Source organism: Pseudomonas sp. S1(2024), from assembly GCF_046557535.1.
This window is the reverse complement of sequence record NZ_JBKGFP010000001.1, coordinates 485,669-501,672: the sequence shown is the minus strand read 5'-3', so window position 1 is coordinate 501,672 and position 16,004 is coordinate 485,669. Positions and strand designations below refer to the sequence as shown.

The 16,004-nt window shown below is 54.8% G+C and carries 22 protein-coding genes; 8 read left to right on the top strand and 14 right to left on the bottom strand.

The window, feature by feature from the left end; all coding sequences use genetic code 11:
- Nucleotides 1-26: 26 nt before the first annotated feature.
- The 9 genes from ACLCGK_RS02750 to ACLCGK_RS02710 form a co-directional block, all read right to left on the bottom strand.
- Nucleotides 27-692, bottom strand: a complete 666-nt coding sequence (locus ACLCGK_RS02750; RefSeq protein WP_177339532.1) for an HNH endonuclease — start codon at nucleotides 690-692, stop codon at nucleotides 27-29.
- Between the two features lie 74 nt (nucleotides 693-766).
- On the bottom strand, nucleotides 767-1,150 hold the full coding sequence (locus ACLCGK_RS02745; RefSeq protein ID WP_410951215.1) for a hypothetical protein: 384 nt from the start codon (nucleotides 1,148-1,150) through the stop codon (nucleotides 767-769).
- A 163-nt stretch (nucleotides 1,151-1,313) separates the two neighbouring features.
- On the bottom strand, nucleotides 1,314-2,702 hold the full coding sequence (locus ACLCGK_RS02740; RefSeq protein ID WP_410951214.1) for a hypothetical protein: 1,389 nt from the start codon (nucleotides 2,700-2,702) through the stop codon (nucleotides 1,314-1,316).
- Between the two features lie 16 nt (nucleotides 2,703-2,718).
- A complete protein-coding gene (locus ACLCGK_RS02735) occupies nucleotides 2,719-4,128 on the bottom strand; it encodes a DotG/IcmE/VirB10 family protein (RefSeq protein WP_410951213.1) in 1,410 nt (469 codons plus the stop codon).
- Nucleotides 4,129-4,130: 2 nt separating this feature from the next.
- Entirely contained in the window at nucleotides 4,131-5,189 is a 1,059-nt protein-coding gene (locus tag ACLCGK_RS02730) for a DotH/IcmK family type IV secretion protein (protein WP_056799809.1), read from the bottom strand.
- A 70-nt stretch (nucleotides 5,190-5,259) separates the two neighbouring features.
- Nucleotides 5,260-5,955, bottom strand: coding sequence for a DotI/IcmL family type IV secretion protein (locus ACLCGK_RS02725; RefSeq protein ID WP_056799806.1), 696 nt, complete (start codon nucleotides 5,953-5,955; stop codon nucleotides 5,260-5,262).
- 11 nt (nucleotides 5,956-5,966) lie between these two features.
- On the bottom strand, nucleotides 5,967-6,266 hold the full coding sequence (locus ACLCGK_RS02720; RefSeq protein ID WP_056799804.1) for a hypothetical protein: 300 nt from the start codon (nucleotides 6,264-6,266) through the stop codon (nucleotides 5,967-5,969).
- Between the two features lie 523 nt (nucleotides 6,267-6,789).
- A complete protein-coding gene (locus ACLCGK_RS02715) occupies nucleotides 6,790-7,314 on the bottom strand; it encodes a hypothetical protein (protein ID WP_056799801.1) in 525 nt (174 codons plus the stop codon).
- Entirely contained in the window at nucleotides 7,311-8,006 is a 696-nt protein-coding gene (locus ACLCGK_RS02710; protein WP_410951212.1) for a hypothetical protein, read from the bottom strand. Before ACLCGK_RS02710 ends, ACLCGK_RS02715 begins: the two co-directional genes overlap by 4 nt.
- Before the next feature lie 781 nt (nucleotides 8,007-8,787).
- Between ACLCGK_RS02710 and ACLCGK_RS02705 the strand changes: the two genes are divergently transcribed.
- The 3 genes from ACLCGK_RS02705 (at nucleotide 8,788) to ACLCGK_RS02695 (ending at nucleotide 11,004) form a co-directional block, all read left to right on the top strand.
- Complete coding sequence (locus tag ACLCGK_RS02705; RefSeq protein ID WP_056799796.1) at nucleotides 8,788-9,168, top strand: hypothetical protein; 381 nt, start codon at nucleotides 8,788-8,790, stop codon at nucleotides 9,166-9,168.
- Nucleotides 9,146-9,736 carry a hypothetical protein gene (locus tag ACLCGK_RS02700; protein ID WP_056799793.1) on the top strand — a complete coding sequence of 197 codons (591 nt, stop codon included), beginning with the start codon at nucleotides 9,146-9,148 and terminating at the stop codon, nucleotides 9,734-9,736. Before ACLCGK_RS02705 ends, ACLCGK_RS02700 begins: the two co-directional genes overlap by 23 nt.
- A 104-nt stretch (nucleotides 9,737-9,840) precedes the next feature.
- Nucleotides 9,841-11,004, top strand: coding sequence for a ribonucleotide-diphosphate reductase subunit beta (locus ACLCGK_RS02695; RefSeq protein WP_410951211.1), 1,164 nt, complete (start codon nucleotides 9,841-9,843; stop codon nucleotides 11,002-11,004).
- A 43-nt stretch (nucleotides 11,005-11,047) separates the two neighbouring features.
- Here the strand turns inward: ACLCGK_RS02695 and ACLCGK_RS02690 are convergent, their stop codons facing one another.
- Nucleotides 11,048-11,563 carry a hypothetical protein gene (locus tag ACLCGK_RS02690; RefSeq protein WP_056799789.1) on the bottom strand — a complete coding sequence of 172 codons (516 nt, stop codon included), beginning with the start codon at nucleotides 11,561-11,563 and terminating at the stop codon, nucleotides 11,048-11,050.
- A gap of 113 nt (nucleotides 11,564-11,676) precedes the next feature.
- Here ACLCGK_RS02690 and ACLCGK_RS02685 point away from each other — a divergent pair, with 113 nt between their 5' ends.
- Nucleotides 11,677-11,919: a hypothetical protein gene (locus ACLCGK_RS02685; RefSeq protein WP_410951210.1), complete on the top strand. Its 243-nt coding sequence runs from the start codon at nucleotides 11,677-11,679 to the stop codon at nucleotides 11,917-11,919.
- 62 nt (nucleotides 11,920-11,981) lie between these two features.
- Here ACLCGK_RS02685 and ACLCGK_RS02680 read toward each other — a convergent pair whose 3' ends face one another.
- From ACLCGK_RS02680 to ACLCGK_RS02665, 4 genes are all read right to left on the bottom strand, one after another.
- A complete protein-coding gene (locus tag ACLCGK_RS02680; protein WP_410951209.1) occupies nucleotides 11,982-12,875 on the bottom strand; it encodes a nucleotidyl transferase AbiEii/AbiGii toxin family protein in 894 nt (297 codons plus the stop codon).
- 52 nt (nucleotides 12,876-12,927) lie between these two features.
- Entirely contained in the window at nucleotides 12,928-13,458 is a 531-nt protein-coding gene (gene abiEi, locus ACLCGK_RS02675; RefSeq protein WP_410951208.1) for a type IV toxin-antitoxin system AbiEi family antitoxin, read from the bottom strand.
- Nucleotides 13,459-13,583: 125 nt separating this feature from the next.
- Nucleotides 13,584-13,757, bottom strand: a complete 174-nt coding sequence (locus ACLCGK_RS02670) for a hypothetical protein (RefSeq protein WP_410951207.1) — start codon at nucleotides 13,755-13,757, stop codon at nucleotides 13,584-13,586.
- Nucleotides 13,758-13,889: 132 nt separating this feature from the next.
- Nucleotides 13,890-14,429: a hypothetical protein gene (locus ACLCGK_RS02665; protein WP_410951206.1), complete on the bottom strand. Its 540-nt coding sequence runs from the start codon at nucleotides 14,427-14,429 to the stop codon at nucleotides 13,890-13,892.
- 111 nt (nucleotides 14,430-14,540) lie between these two features.
- Here ACLCGK_RS02665 and ACLCGK_RS02660 point away from each other — a divergent pair, with 111 nt between their 5' ends.
- The 4 genes from ACLCGK_RS02660 to ACLCGK_RS02645 are packed head-to-tail and all read left to right on the top strand — an operon-like array spanning nucleotide 14,541 to nucleotide 15,970.
- Nucleotides 14,541-14,945 carry a hypothetical protein gene (locus ACLCGK_RS02660; RefSeq protein WP_410951205.1) on the top strand — a complete coding sequence of 135 codons (405 nt, stop codon included), beginning with the start codon at nucleotides 14,541-14,543 and terminating at the stop codon, nucleotides 14,943-14,945.
- A gap of 10 nt (nucleotides 14,946-14,955) precedes the next feature.
- Nucleotides 14,956-15,195, top strand: a complete 240-nt coding sequence (locus tag ACLCGK_RS02655) for a hypothetical protein (protein ID WP_056799770.1) — start codon at nucleotides 14,956-14,958, stop codon at nucleotides 15,193-15,195.
- A gap of 4 nt (nucleotides 15,196-15,199) precedes the next feature.
- The gene (locus ACLCGK_RS02650; protein ID WP_410951204.1) at nucleotides 15,200-15,508 is read left to right on the top strand and encodes a hypothetical protein; all 309 of its coding nucleotides are present in this window, start codon (nucleotides 15,200-15,202) and stop codon (nucleotides 15,506-15,508) included.
- 27 nt (nucleotides 15,509-15,535) lie between these two features.
- Complete coding sequence (locus ACLCGK_RS02645; protein WP_410951203.1) at nucleotides 15,536-15,970, top strand: hypothetical protein; 435 nt, start codon at nucleotides 15,536-15,538, stop codon at nucleotides 15,968-15,970.
- The last annotated feature ends 34 nt before the right edge of the window (nucleotides 15,971-16,004 follow it).

Sequence of the window (16,004 nt, the reverse complement as noted above, 5' to 3'; positions counted from 1 at the left end):
GGCATGCGATCGCCCTGCTCATCGTGTCACACGCTGTCGCGCCAGTCAGCGAATTTCTGCCGGGCAGTCTCCACCCAGTCAGCCGGCTTGTAGCTCTTCGAGCCCTCAATCCAAAGCTTCAGGTAGGGCAGGTAGGCCTGCTTGTTGGGCAACAAGTAAATGTCCTGGAGCACCAGGCCGCGCTTTTGATACTCATCGTCCGGCAAGCTGGCCATGTAGTCAGCCATGATTGAGGGGCTGCTGGTACCCAGCAGGGTCGCAGCAGGAATATCCGCACGGTCAAGGCGCGAGAGCAGGCTCGATGCGGTGTTCTTCAAATCCCCGGTGCTCATGTGTTCCGCAATCCAGAGCATTCGCACCAACTGGTTCAGCCCAGCCTGGTCGATCTGTGAGCCGGGCAGGTAGATCAGCTTGCCCCGGTTTTGCGTGGCGGCAAAACCAATGTGGTGGCACATGTGACAAAGCACGCAGGAAGTCACCAGGTTGTCATCGGAGTGATCTTCATGGTTGTCGTTGGCGTGATGGACTTCATTCTTCTCGTGCTTGAAGCCGCAAAAGCGACAAGTGAAATCATCGCGCTTGAGCGCTTTTACACGGGCTTGCCGATATAGGGCGTCCGAGCTAGGAGGGTGTGGGTGGTCGGCACGAAAGGCGCCTCGTTTGACGGAGAGCGCGATAGGGAGGTAGGTCATGAAGGGTCACCGAATTTTCGATAGAAAAAGGGTGGCAAACGCCACCCTTTTTTTGTGTCCAAAGCCAGGCGCGCTTAGAACGTGGTGCCTTTGGTGGCGTTTTCTGCGTTGTCACCTTCACCGGTCGCAACGGTTTCGGTGAACACGCCGAGCAGCCATGGGATGATCATCAGACCGGTACCCACCAGACACGCCACGATGCCTTTCTTGACTTCACCCTGGCCAGGCTGTTTGCTGTCCTTGTAGAAGTAGAAGAGACCACCTGCGAACAGGAAGAAGCCAATCATGGCGAATGCCATCTTGGCAATACCGATACCAGCCGCGAATTGGGTTTTCCACTGGCTACCCATACCATCGAGCCCAGTAGCGGCACTCGCATCAACGGCAAACAACGCCATCAACGCACCTGCCCCAACGACGCTCAACGCACCCTTGCCGAAAAGACGTTTCAACTTCATGAGTTTTTACCCTCGTTATTATTATTGTCCGGGAAGGTGAATTCCTATAGTTAAAATATGCCAATTTAGGCTTAAATGCAACAGGAGCAAACCAATATATGTGAAAAAATATTATCAGAAATGAAAAGGGAGGCCGGTGGCCTCCCTTAGGTGTTGCGATGAATCAATACACCGTTTTAATCACGGTATTACCCACCTTCAGGTCACCGACCTCATCCAGCCCCTTGACCACACCCAGATTGTCAATGGTGTCGCCAATCTTGTAGGACTTGAACTCACCCTTGTTGTTGACGATGCCGAACGAGCGCTTGTCGTTGTACACCGCGTTGAGCGTGTAGCCTTCAGCGGTACGACTGGCAATGGGCTTGGCTTGCCGAGCCGGCGCTAGTTTGCGCTCTGGCGCTGTTGCTGGTGCCGCTGCTTTCACCGGAGCTTTGGCCGGAACTTTTGGCGCTTCCAGCACCTTGTCGATGAAGTATTTGTCACCGACGAGTACCAGCTCGCCGTCATTTTCGATCGACGTCACCTGGCTCTTCACGCCCGCCCAGTTGATGGTCTCACCCTTGAACAGGGTAAAAACCCGACCATTGGACGACTTCTTGATGATCGACATCGCGCCGCCCTGGGAGGTCTCGATCACCTGCAGGCCTGCCATGCGCTGGCGTGGGCTCGCCTCTGCCTGGCGCACGGGAGCGGCCTGTCCGGCGTTCACGGTCACGGCGGGGGTAGTAGGGGCCAAGACCACCGGCGCTGGCTCTTCAGCCTTTTTCACCAGATCCGCTTTGATGCTATTAACACTGTCGATCAGGGCCCTTTGCGCAGCTTCCTGGCGCTCCAGCGTGCGGTTGACACCGCGCAGCAGCTCCTTGATGTCCGAGCTCTGCTCCTGAAGATTGGCAATCGAGGCTTTCAGTTCTTCAAGCTCTTTCGCCGACACAGGTTGCACGATTTCAGTCGCTGGAAGCGGAACCGCGACAGGGGCGGCTGGCGCCACCGGCAAGTTCTGAGGTTGAGTCGCCTGGGCAGCCTGCACCACTTCTGGTGATGCCTGGGGCTTCAGCAAACCTGAGGCATTGCCGATCTGAGGTTCAGAGGCAGGTGCCACCAACACTGGCGCCACGGCCACTTCAGGCTCCGGTTCACCAGGAAACGCACTTGTCACTGCCTTGTAGCCAATGAAGCCCACCATGGTCACCGCGAAGGCAATCGCACACATGCCGATCGGGGTCTTCATGAAGGGTTTTGGCGCCGCATTGGTCGAGGCAACTTTCGGGGCTTTCGGGGTTTTCTCAGGCTTGCTGGGCTTCTCGGCAGAAGGTGGCACAGCAGTGTCATCGGGCGTGTCGAAATCGTCATCCCCTCCGATGATACCGCCAAATTGGTCTTCCTGGCCGAAGCCATGTTCGCCACCCGTTCCGAGGTTGTCGAAGTCATCTTCTTCGCTGAACGGGTCTCTACGGTCGTTGCTCATCGCGGTCTCCGGCAATGGGGTATCAATATACGCAATAATAGTTGAAGGAGGGAGGCATGACAAGCGACCGGAGTCATCCAATCGCTGCCCACTGCCTTTATTTGGCCTTGGCCAGATCGACCGTTGCCATGAACATCACAATAATGCTCTTATTCGCTTCAACCGTGACGGTTGGTGGTCGGTCGAACTCTCGCTCGAAGATTGGCGAGAATTTTTCTCCCATCTTGCCGATGCCCATTTTTATTTGGTCGGCAGCATCAGGAAGGGCATTTGTTTGGGTCGAGGAACTGCCATCCGTGTTAGTCACCGTCTGAGTATCCTGCAAAGCATCGGCATAGCCATCGACAAATGACGCGATGGCCAGCTTGCTGTAACGCTCGAACGTGTGATTGTCCACGCTATCGGCCAGGCCAGAGCGGTAGGTTTCCGGATCGAGAGCAATGGCGTTGATGCTGTAGTTCTTGCCTTTCCAGCTCATGTTCGAAAACTGGATCTTAGCTTTTTGGCCAGTGCGTACAGGTTCACCAGTCAGAACTGCACCTTCGAGCAGGCCTTTTTGCACGGTTACGGCACGCACGGGGCTGATTTCATCGGTATCGACACCGATCTGCAGAACCGAGTAGAAGGTCTGGCCGACGCTGATCGAACCCACTGGAACCTGCTTGGTGATCGAAGCCTTTGCGATTCGCTCGCTCGGGTAATCACTGCCACGCACCTGGGCATCGCCATACTCGTCCTCAGTAGACTCATCATCCATGTTGGCCGGCTGTTGCTGGGCTACAGCACCATCCACCGAATTGGAGGTATTGAATTTGCCGGGGTTCAGATACCTGCTGTAGCCGGAATCCGCAGTACTGGTGCCAGTGTTGGCGGTGGTGCTCTTGACTGGAACCTGCTGTGATGAATCGTACTGAGGTTTTGCCGCCAGGGTCATGGCGTCGGTTTGGATCTCGTCCACTTTGGCAGCAAAGCTCACCTCAAACTCGGTGACGCTCTTTTTCTCCTCATCCAGGAACGCTTTCCACGGGTTTTCCTGGATGTTGGCCGCCCGCTGGGCCCGCTGTGTTTGCACTTTAGCAGATGCAATTTCAGCCTGAGCGTTTCGCTCATTCACCAATTGCTGCAGATTCATGGGGGCGGCAGGCTCAGATTTTGGCTCGATCTTTGGCGCAGCCCCAACATCGCCTACGTTAACCCGCAGGGTTTCCACATGGCTATCCTTGCCCTTGGCGGCTTCTTCAGCACGTTTTTGATTGTCCTGCTGATAGTTTTTTGCAACCTCGGTATTTTCATCGAAAATGAGCTTGTCCGATGCTTTGTCCTTGTGAATTTCCTTGTCGGTCGGCGCCGATTCCAGGCTGGCCACCGCTTCGGTTGGTTTCTCATCTTTACTGGAGATCCGCAGGTAAGCAGAAAGCACGATCACGAACACGAGGACAATACTGATACCAATCATCAGTCGGGCTTTGGTGGTGATGTTGGCGCTGATATTAGCTAATGTACCCATTATTATTTTACCCCAGCATCAAAAACAGTTTTGGCGCGCTGAATGTCTACCGAATACAGATCCTGAATCGTCCCGCTGCGACGTTCGCCGTTCAGGGACATGGAAATGTAGGTTGTCGGGTTGACCTTGTAGAGGAAGCGACCGGTAGGGGAGATGGAGCTGTTAATTGGCGGGGGAAGCAGCAAGCGACCAGGCAGCGACAGGTAGAGGAATTTGCCATCAAACCAGGCTTCAGAGTTCGGCAATCCCGCCACAGAAAGTGTTTTGGAGCCGGCTGGGGCATCACCACCCTGGAGTCGAACCAGTTCATCTGAGACATTGTCCATCTCATGCTGAAATACCGGCTGAATGGTTGCGTTGGGGCTCAGCTTCGGAATCGTCACCGAAACGCGGCTGTCCACCGTTGACGCGGTGCCTTTGAGCACCACCGGAATTGTGGTGTTCAAGCCATCCAGAACGATGGCTGCGTTGGAAGCCTTGTAGCTTTTATTGAGCGTGAAGGAGGAAATATGGTGTTTCTCCCCCATGATCTTCTTCGAGAATGACTGGCCATCCCCAAGCACGCCATCTTTCTTGATCGACCAAGGTTGACCACTCGCATCGTAGAATTCAACCTGCGCCGCATAGCCAGGTGCAATCGAGATCACCAGTGGCTGATTGGAATCAGGGTTGTAAGTGACGTTGCGAATCCGGATCGAAGCATCCCCATAGACGCTTTCGTTCGAAGCCTTATCGATTGCATCGAGACGCTTTCGGAGGTCGCGGATCTCACTAGGCTCCATCGGAGTCTTGTTCTGCAAAACCTTTTTTTTCCGATCACTGGTCTCAACATCATTGAAATATTGCCGAATCTCTTTGAGCTCTTCTTTCTCATTGAGGTAACCAGCAAGCGCCCCCTTTTTGGCAGCCGCTTGCTGCCGATCCATGTTGGTGACATCGGCTGGATCGATCTTGTACTGGGCTGCTGTTTCATTCAACTGATTGTCGAATGACCCGGCTGCAAGGGCATGGGAGCCCTGCAGGATCAGCAGCAGGGCTATCGCCAGTGGCGTCTTGCGCATTTGAGGTGACCTCCAAAGCTTTTCTTTTTATAGGGAGCCAATTTACATTAAAATCGACATTGCGTATAGGCTATCTTTTGGTCATCACCACCTTGGAAATGCCCAGGCCTGATACGTCTTCCAACATGCTTCGACGCTCAACGGTCACCATGAACCGCACCTTGTTCGTAAATTGCTGGGTCTGGGTATAGAAGGTCATCAGGCCATCCACCTGGAAAACCCATTGAAAGACACCCTGGGTATTCGCTGGCGACTTGCCAACCAGGATCGGAGTCGAATCGAGGCTGGTGTTCAGCAGCATCCGCTTTTCAGTGATCACATCGAAGTTGCCGGAGTCTTTCAGTGCCTTGAGCAGTTCTTTGGCGCCATCGTCGGTAAACCAGCGCATAGTGGCTTCGTTCTGGTGAGTGTCAAGGTTTCGCCAGTTGGCTGTGAACGTATCAACCAGTGCATTGGAAACCCACTGGGCCACCACTGGATCCTTTTGGTTCGGCTGATTGAGCATCTGCATCTTGATCAGTGAGCCGTTAGGGTCAGTGGCAAAATACACGCGCTCATTGCGAGCATTGAACCCCAAAAACGCAATGAAAATCTGGATGACCAGCACCACGGACACAAATCCGGCGACGAAAAACAGCTTCTTGTCACCCTCCTTGTAGAAGTCATTGCGATGCTGAACCGCCTGGAGGCCTTCGCCGACAGGAATGTTAGCGCCAGGGTGCTGCCGAACAGCAGGCTTGGATGCTTTGGTGTTGGGATTGGGCATGATCGCTCTTCTTATTTTTTTAGGGGGGTGACTTCAATGATCCGCCCATCCTGCGTGGTGACATAGGAGTAGGGCGCAGGGATCATGTTGAAATAGATGCTCGACGCCAAAACCAGGCTGGAGCCCAGGACGGCGCAGAAGACAATGATGTTGAGAGAAAGATTGAAACGTGCACGGCGTGAGGTGGAGGGAACTTCGGGCTCGCCGTACTGATCAGCGGCTTCAGCCATCTGGCTCAGGTATTCTTCGACCTTTGCTTTGCGCTCGGCAGGTTCAAGGTCGCGAAGACCCAGGCTGTCTTTTTTTTTCATTATTATGGCCAGCTTTGTATTTTAGCCCGAATATACCATTGACTCCTGGGCTTATCAATTAACCACATAACCGAAGTGCGCAGGTTATCCGGGTGCACTGACCGGGGCTGTGACCAAGGGTTGTCGAAAATCCAGATCACACATCCAGACTGTGACATCTATCGGCAAAAAAAACCGGTCACAGTGGGTCATTGCGACCGAAATCAGCGCCGCAAGGGCTGGAAAATCTCCCAAGATGGTCGCTCTCACGTAAAGCACTCTACAAGAGCTGGCGATCATCTGCTGCACACGCTTCTGTAGCCAGTTCACGAAACTGCACAATGCCTATTTGCGATGAGTGGGGCATTTTAGGCCCGATGAAAGCCATATTTGGCATCGACGGTGTCAAAATTTACCCGAGAAATGCCAGAAATGGCACCCGACATTTCTGTGAAAATCATGAAAAATCTAAAGCCCACGTGTTTCGGGGCTCGCGACCTTATTTTAATTATAATTTATATAATTTCTATAATTACTATAAGCATTATAACCTACCGCACTCTGAGAAAATGCCAAGTCGGAATTTCTTGGCTTCCTCGATCGCAGTGGCCATCCCCAGGCTTTTTATCGAAAAACGGCGCTTCGATGGCCTTCCATCGACCTGAAAACTGACCACAATGTACAGCAATGCCCCACGATGAAAGGAATACGACAACCCTGCCGGCAACTGGGCAAGCTCTTCACCAGACACCGGATCAAACTTGACCTGACTGACCCGTCGACTCCCCAGCTGGTAGATCTTTTCCGACACTGGGTAGCCAAAGATCCTCATGTGCTCAGCGTTTCTCCAGGCGATGGCGGCATTGAGCGCTTTCTCCGTGGATTCATAAGCACGAATCTTGAAATGACGGCAGACATAGGGGAAACCCTTGCGCTCGATCTTGACCCGTACAGACCCTTCACAGTAACGAATGTATTTCAGCGATGCCTGGTTGAGTGCATCAAGGATGGATGACCCTCGGTTTGCAGAAGCGAGGGGAGCGGTGGCAATCAAAGGCGCGTCTGTCATGGTCTAGTGGCCGCAGTCAGGGAGTGGGAGGTGGGCGCTTCTTTCGAACCGGAAAGGAGCTTGAGTACCGCAGGCAGCATCTCGTGGTAGCCAACCCCGTTGCCAAGCTCGATCAGGCTTTGTTTATTGACCAGCATGGCCGGAACACCCCTGAGGCCAACCGCCTGGACGAGCTGCTTGGCCGCACGAATTTCCGCATCGGTTTTCGGGTTGTGCATGTCAGCAGCCAGCTTGTCCCCCGTGGTCATCACGCCTGGGTTGTGGGCGTTAACGTAGCCGGCGATCTCGCCGAGCGATCCCGACAGCCTGCTGGTGTTATGGAGGCGCTTCTCCTGGATGAGGTTCATCACGTACCAATGGGTGTCACTGGAAACCTTCAGGTGATCCAGGGCGTAATACAGCCGTGCATGCATCTCCCAGGTCGGGTTGAGAGGCGCAGGGATCTTCAGGAAATGCTCGCCATCCTTGAGCAGGGCTGTAATTTTCTGTTCAGCGGACTCTGCGCGAAAAATCCGTTCCACCTCTCGGCAATGCCCGCAGCCATACCAGAAGAACAGCACAGCATCACTGGTGGGCCGCTCGACGGAGGCTCGCGCTGAAACAGAAGGGCGCTCGTATGCCAGGTAGCCGACTACCAACAACTGCAGGGCAAAGGTGATCGCAATGCACTGCCACATTTTGCGGATGGTCATGGTAAGCCTCAAACCAATATATGGCTAAAAGATAACGCCAAATTACGGTCATGGCAAGTTGCCGGGCGCCCCTGTTCGGCGCGCAAGCGCGGCTGCTGTTACGAGCGGAAGCGAGTGCCTTTCGGCGCGCAAGCGCGGCTGCCGTTGCGAGCGGCAGCGAGTGCTGTTCGGCGCGCAAGCGCGGCTGCTGTTGAGGGAAGGGTGGACAAAAGCACGGTCGGAACGACCAGGGGAAATAGCCAGGGCAAGAGGCAGGTCGAAGACCGAGCCTGGGCGCTTTAAAAAAGCACGACAGCCGGCTGCGCCGAAGAAGGCGACCCCATCATGGTGTGGTGACTTCGAAAGAAAAACACCACATCTTGTGGTTTTTTCATTTTTTTTGAATAAAGCGATAGGTATTTGAAGCCAAAATCAAAAGCAGCGGTCGCTGGCGCTCCCGAATAAAAGCGATTCCCTCCTTGCCCTCCAGCCTCCGGCTAGGGGCACAACCCGGTTGTTTCCTCAAGATCTAGGCCAAAACACAGCAAAAGCGTATTTCCTTGAGACCGTATTTTTTCAGGAAAAATGAGGTGGCTGGGACACCGCTGCTTTTTCTTAGGTCTCAAATATATAAGCTCCGTCTCGCAAAAAAAAATGACAGAGTGGAAATCGAAAAAAAATTTAAATGCGGACGAACGGTCGTTTTTATTGACATTTTGGCAACGCTGTTTTAGATTATTGAGGAGATGAGACCCAGGCTGGAACCCGCAGATTTACTGGCTCTCCCGTTTTGGGAAGGTGTATGGAAGTCGCTTATCGAGACAAAAAGCTCGCGCAGAGCTTGACCTCGTTAAAATCATCAGGCTTGGCGCATGAGACGCCGAAATTGTCGTGGGTGATCTCGGCAGACAACGCTAAAATTCCTGACCTCCAGGCCGCTCCGCGTGCGATGGACGAGGTATTCTGCATACCCCTGGGGGGCAAGCTGAGCCAGTTCGACATTGCGCTGCTGCCCAATGGCCTCATGTCCCTGCGTGAATACCAGGCAGACACGATGACCTGGAAGGTGCTGTTCTACCAGACCAATCCTGGGTACATCGTGGATCTCGCCCGTGATCTTGATGTAGGATCGTCCTGTGTCCATCTCCAGGAGAAGAGTCGTGCCCAAGTTGCAGGCCAGTGAACTCACCGCCCCGGCCAACCTCGATTTGCTTCATCGTTTTGCCCTGCGTATCCATTCATTGTCGTCGGCCATGGGCCTGGATGCGATGGACGAACAGCTGCTCTGGGAATTCCTGGCGAAAGTCGGGCCTGAGCGGATTGAATCTGATTGCGCGCCGATCGCACGGTTCTTGAAAAAGGCTGGCGAGGGAGAAGCACTGCACGTCAAAGCCATGTACTACACCTTGAAGATGGATGAACGTTTTGACCGACGACCCTGGTGGAAAAAAACCACCCAACCACTGTTCAAGAAGGGGCAGGTGACGATTGACCAGGTGGTTGCGATCGAGCGTCCCGAGAGCCAAGCCTATTTCGACCAGATCATCGAGAACATCAAGGCGGAGTGTTTTTCTGAATGGTACCCTCACCTGAAGTCCATCCCGCGTGAAAACGGCGTGGATTGGAACCCGCCTGAGACCTCGGATATCGCCGTGCATGCCATTTGCTCGGTCAGCGTGCTGGTGCCGGCTAACTTGAGCAACTTGCAGGATCGACTAACATGCGGCGGCACCATTCTGCCAATCCGATAACGGGTATTGGATATATTGGTTCGGCGAGCCTAGAATAGACCTATGAACAACATTCCGTGGCGGCTATCCCTGGCCGCCACAGTCGTCTTCAAGAGGAAACTACTATGCTTGACTGGAACGAAACCGAAGAACCTACTGCCGGCTCGCAGCCTGCTGCAGCCGCCCAGGGTGGTCTGTCCCACGCAGCACGCGCTGAGCTGGCGGCACTGGACATCGGTGTCGGCAAGGCCGAACTCGAACAATCGGCGGCCAGCCGCGTGCAGGTGAGCCAGAAGGCCATGATCAATGCCCGCGCTGACGTCAACCAACTGGTACCGTTCAAATACGACTGGGCCTGGCAGAAGTACTTGGATGGTTGTGCCAACCACTGGATGCCCCAGGAAGTGAACATGACCGCTGATATCGCCCTGTGGAAGAGCCCGCAAGGCCTGTCGATCGACGAGCGGCATATCGTCATGCGCAACCTGGGCTATTTCTCGACGGCAGACAGCCTGGTGGCGAACAACCTGGTGCTGGCCGTGTACCGCCTGATCACCAACCCCGAGTGCAGGCAGTACATCCTGCGTCAGGCGTTCGAGGAAGCCATCCACACCCATGCCTACCAGTACTGCGTCGAGTCCCTGGGCCTGGATGGCGGCGAAGTGTTCAATATGTACCGCGAGGTTGAATCGGTGGCCAAGAAGGCCGCCTGGAGCATCAAGCACACCGATGCGATCATCGACCCGACCTTCACCACGGGTACCCCGGAGACGGATGCCATCCTCCTGGAAAACCTCATCGCCTACTACTGCGTGACCGAAGGGATCTTCTTCTACTGCGGTTTCACCCAGATCCTCTCGATGGGCCGTCGCAACAAGATGGTGGGCGTGTCCGAGCAATTCCAGTACATCCTGCGCGACGAGTCGATGCACCTGAACTTCGGCATTGACGTGATCAACCAGATCAAGCTGGAGAACCCGCACCTGTGGACGCCTGAAATGCAGCGCAAGGCGACGCTCATGATCATCCAGGGCGTGATGTTGGAGACCGAATACGCTCGCGACACGATGCCACGTGGCGTCCTGGGCATGAATGCCGAGATCATGGAGGAGTACCTCAAGTTCATCGGCAACCGCCGCCTGGCCCAGATCGGCCTGCCGGAAGAATGGCCTGGTGCGACCAACCCGTTCCCGTGGATGAGCGAGATCATGGACTTGAAGAAGGAGAAGAACTTCTTCGAGACCCGCGTGATCGAGTACCAAACCGGTGGCGCGCTGAGCTGGGATTGATGCCCAGCAGCAGGAATAGAGAAGGGCCCTACGGGGCCCTTTCTTATGCCATCGATTCCTGAATCAAGGCTTCAAAAGCTGGCGAGGTGAGAAACCCTGCTTGAAGGAAGCTCTCTCGAATGGCGTCCAGGGTCAGGTCTTCCTCGATGGCAAAAACAGCCTCCATGTCTTCACGGCAGCGTAACCCTTTGGGGTAGAAGGCCTTGACCGTGTGCTCAAGGTGCACGGAATCCATGTAACCATGTTCATCGAAGTAGTCCTTGTACACCATGTTAACCATGGCGCTGGCAGCAGCCATGCCCTCGTCGTCGTAGGGCTGAACCGAAAAATAGAAATCGGATGCCGCAAAGGTTTTTGGCTGCCTGACATAGAAGTCACGTTCGTTGGTGATGACCTCCTCATAATCTTCGTTGACCCAGACGGTACCCACGGTGGGGTGCGCAAACCGGCGAATTTCGCACTCCATCACGTTGTTGAACTTGGCCTCGCGCTTCCACTCCTTTGCTTGGGTGGCAGGGTAGCGGGCGACCAACAGGGCTTTGCAGTCTGCTGTACTCATGCGGCGTGTCCTGGGAGAATGCGATAGAGTTTAATTAACGGCTTATTGACAAATTGTCAATGCCTGGTGATCCTAAGCTTCATTTTGACCAATATTTGCTTAAGGGGATTTCCATGGCAGAGACCGTCGCCGTTCGGGCCAAACACCTCAAGGCACTCCTGGAGCAGGCCGGGGATGAAGATGTGCTGCTCTTTCGCATTTTCTCGGAAGATGGGGATGATGCGCCGAGGTTCTGCAGTGATGTAGCAGATGCTTCCACCCTGCAAGGGGTGCGCAAGTTCGCCCAGCAAACGAGCGCAGGAGACAGTGATGTGTTCCGGGTGGATCTTGTCCTAGATCTGAATCCGGTCGACTAAAGCCGTTGGGGGCAGCTCGTAGCCGGCTACCATGAAAAAGGGCCACGCTGGGGCCCTTGGTGTTAGGGGTTCGGCTCTGGATCGGGCCTGTGCTCGGGGACGAGCGCCTTCTGCAGGGAGAGCATGTGATCCAGGGCGAACTGAACGTAGTCAGCGCCTGGCGGGGTCATCATCTTCAATGCCCGGATCGCATTGGGCGAGAGGAACTTCTCCATTTCGGCCATGAACGTCTTGCAGGCGTCCGGTGAGCGCAGGCGATCGATGGAGGTGGCCAGCTTCTCGGCGAAATGCTGCGCGTCATAGTCCTTGAGCTTCTGGCTGACCAGGGCTAGGTCTGCCGGCGTGTTTCGATCGGCTAGAAACTTGAGATCCCAGAGGTCGCGGCCCTTGAGGTACCTGCGGTTGGCAATGGCCACCAGCTTGTCGGCCATGATCTCACGCTCGGACTCGACCCTGAGCATGATCGCCGAGTGGGTATCATTGAGGAACGAGTAGCGCGGCTTGATGAGCTTGGCTTTGACGTCGTGTGCCGGCACATTGCAGAACTCGACCTTGATCATCTGTTTGCGAGCAAAGCCTGGGATGGCGATCTTGCACTGCCAGGTGCGCACGTCGACGCCATTGAACTCATTGTTCGACGGCTCCTTGATTTCCACTTCCAGGCCATAGCGATCAACCATCTGCTGCTTGAGCAGCTTCATCATGCCATCGACCACGAAGCCCTGGTTGTCGCCGGCACCGATGACGAAGTCGAGGTCTTCGCTGTAGCGCTGACCGTCATAAAACAGGCGCAGTGCCGAACCCCCCTGGAAGGTGACGTCCCTGGCCAGGTCGCTGTCGCTGATCGCTCGTAGAATGTCGTAGTGCAGGAGTTCCTTGGCGACCACGTCCAGGGGGGCGCCATCTTTGGATTGGTTCTGTGCTTGTTCCAGCAGTTGGGTAAAGGCGAGTTTCACGGGAATTTTCCTCTTGTTATCAGCCTATTTTAAGGGCGCAGGAGCCTCGGCGTCATTCCCTTTCCTCTGCCGGAATGACCAGGTCGAGGTTTTTTCCGTAGCGTGTTAGGTCGGCCAGGGCTTTTTCGGGAGTGGCTTCCCACACCTGGCGAACCTCGCTGTAGTGCAGGTTGTTGGCCCAGGTGTCTGGGTTTTCCTCGGTGTGAACGAACTCAATGTCGCCGAGGAGCGTGCTGTAGCGGTAGGAGCGACCGGTGGTGACGAAGGTCAGGCAAAACGGCATCTGGCTGATCCAGCCGTGCTCGCTCAACACCGACTCAGTGCTCAGGTAGAACTGGTCATTCGGACGCAGGAAGTTGGCCAGGCGGTGCAAGGCGAACAGCGGCGGTTTGAGAAAGGGGTTGGCATAGAGCTTCGGGCCCATTTTTTCGACCAGGCCTGCCTTGACGTGACGGTTCAGGGCGACCCTCAGGGTATGAAGGTCAGGGTGACCTGCAGCAGCCGCCAGGGTCGATTCAGGAATGCACCAGATGCCGGCATCGGCGAGGGTGCGACAAACCTGAAGGAAGAGGGTGCGTTTCATGACGAAGGCCTTCCGGAGATGGTGGAAGTAGCCTACGGCGCATCATGGATGCAGGTCAACGAAAAATTATCAAAAATGATGATTTATTTGAGGTGATGGGTGTTGGATGGCATTGGCCCGAGGATTTAGGCTGCTTGTGCCGAAGATGAGTCGGCCAGGCGCAGCAGGGCCTGTTTATTGGTGCGCTTGTAGTCGGTTTTTTGCGAACGCACTACCTGCGGGCGGTACAGTGGCTGCATGACCATGGATTTGGCATGCGCGGCGCCATTCTTGACACCTTTGGATTTCTTCTTGGCCATGGGGACTCTCCAGATAGACAAAAGGGCCTTATGGCCCCGTGTTGTACGAAACGAGTACTGACCCGTTCTTTATTTTCCAGTATACGTTGGAGTTGGATCGAGTCAATGACTGATCGTCAATATATGCCAAACTCAAAGTCCTAGCTCGCGACCCAGGCCTTCCAGGATGCCACCGGATATCTGGTCGGTGGTACTGATGTCACACAAATCCATCTGTCCATTGCCATTGAGCTGATAGATGAGCGAGAAGAAGGGGTCTTTCGGGGTGCCAGGCACCGTCTTGAGCACCACCAGCGCGTAGTTGCCAGAATTGCGCTGGAGAGACTTCAGGGTCACCAGGGCCAAATGCGCATTCGGTTTACCAATAACTTTCTCATAGGTCTTGGCCAGGCGCGCACCGACCACAGGCACAACTTGTTGCTTCATGGCGGTAAAGTTGCGCTCCGGCAGTGAGATGCGCTCTCGGTAGCCACAGCTGTCACTGATCTTCTCCGGAATTTTCGATTCCAGGATGACTTTCCAACTGTAGCCCTCGGCGCGCTGATCAATCATGGAACTCATGAATTCCCTGGCGGTCGATTGCGCATGGTTCTCCAGTGCTTTGTCAAAACCCTGGTCAGCAAGCACGAGTGGGGAAAAAGCGAGCAAAAACATCGATATAAACTTTTTCATGGTCGTCTCTGACTTGACAGAATTGCCAGTCAATTTATACTTAAACTAGCAATTTCTCAAGTTTTGGGGGCGTCAATGCGCAGGTTCTCTTGGTTGGGCGGATCAATGGTAATGGCTGCACTGCTGGCAGGATGTGCCTACCAGGGCGGGTACCAGCAGCCAACGCGCCTGGAAGTTGGGCGTGTGATCGATGTCCAGCAAGTGCGCACCAATGGCAGCTGGATGCCAGGTGCGGCAATCGGCGGCGTTGCAGGGGTGCTGAGTGGAGGTGGGCATTCGACCGAGTCAAAAGTCATTCGGGGCGGTATCGGGGCGCTAGCCGGTGCTGCGATCAACAAGGCACTGACCACTGGCAATACCCAAACTCACCTGGTCATTCAAAATCGTCTGGGGCAGGTCATTCAGGTCTCGCATGCCCAGAACGACATGATTCCGGGTGATTGTGTTCAGATCCAGAGTCGCTACGACGGTGATGTGCGCGTCTACCGAACCAGCTCAACCCAGTGCAATTTTTGAGTATTTCCACATGAAAGACACGACCCAGCCCTGCATAATCCTTGAGAAGCATCCTGTCATAGGCGGGTGCGTAGCCACGTTCTCCGCGAATGGCCAGCTGCTGTTTGCAGACATTCCGCTGGGTCATGCGCTGCCTGACAATTTTGAAATTTCCCTCGATGGTGAATTGTTTCAGGTCAGCCTACAGGGCGATGATCACTTCATCTGTGCAGATGACCGGGATGCGTTCATCGCCCAGGTATTCGGATGATTCTATGTGTGAAGGCCAGGATTTTGAACAGTTGGTGCACATCCTGCAGCGCAGGGCGCACAGGCTCTGCAGCACCGTGAAAGGGGCGAGAATCCAGGCCGCAACCAGTACGTTGCGCTTTGATGGCTTTGCCGGCTCCGTCCTGGTCAGTCGTGATGGCTCCGGTATCACAGTCACTCAGCCGCGCTCAGATGTGGTGGTGTTCTCAACCTATCTGAGTGAACACCCGGTGACGGAGCAGGGGGCGCAGCTGTGCCGTGCCCTGGTGAATGAGATCACCGCGCTCCTGAGGGAGAACCAGCTGAGCCCGTGATCAGCATTGCTCTCACAGGTGGGCTTTATGCTGCGCCTGGATATCCTTTTCCAACCGAGTCAGCACTGGTTCAGCCATCCTGGTCAACTTGATCCTCGGTATCATTCAAACCCACGGCTGCAGGTGCATGCTGAGGGATCCATCCTTGGCTTGGAGGTAAGCATGCCTGTGGAAGTTGCCGCATACGCACTGAAGACAATGTTGGTCGTCATGGTTATCCATTCCGCCTGCAAGGCCCGTGTTGATCGTCTGCTGCTCGCCGTCCCGCCCCTGTTGATGATTGCGGGCGTTGAGCAGGGGCTCGCCCAGTATGGAGGATGGTCGGTCTTGCTAGATCTGACAGAAGATCAGGCCGTAGATGTGTTTGTCAGCGGTCTGATGTATGGCGGCCTGTTTATGTGCCTTGCCCTGTTGATTTGCTCGCGTACCGACAGAGTGGATACCGAGCGACCAAGCAGGTGAAAATAAATTGAAATCGAGCGTTGACAGTTTGGCA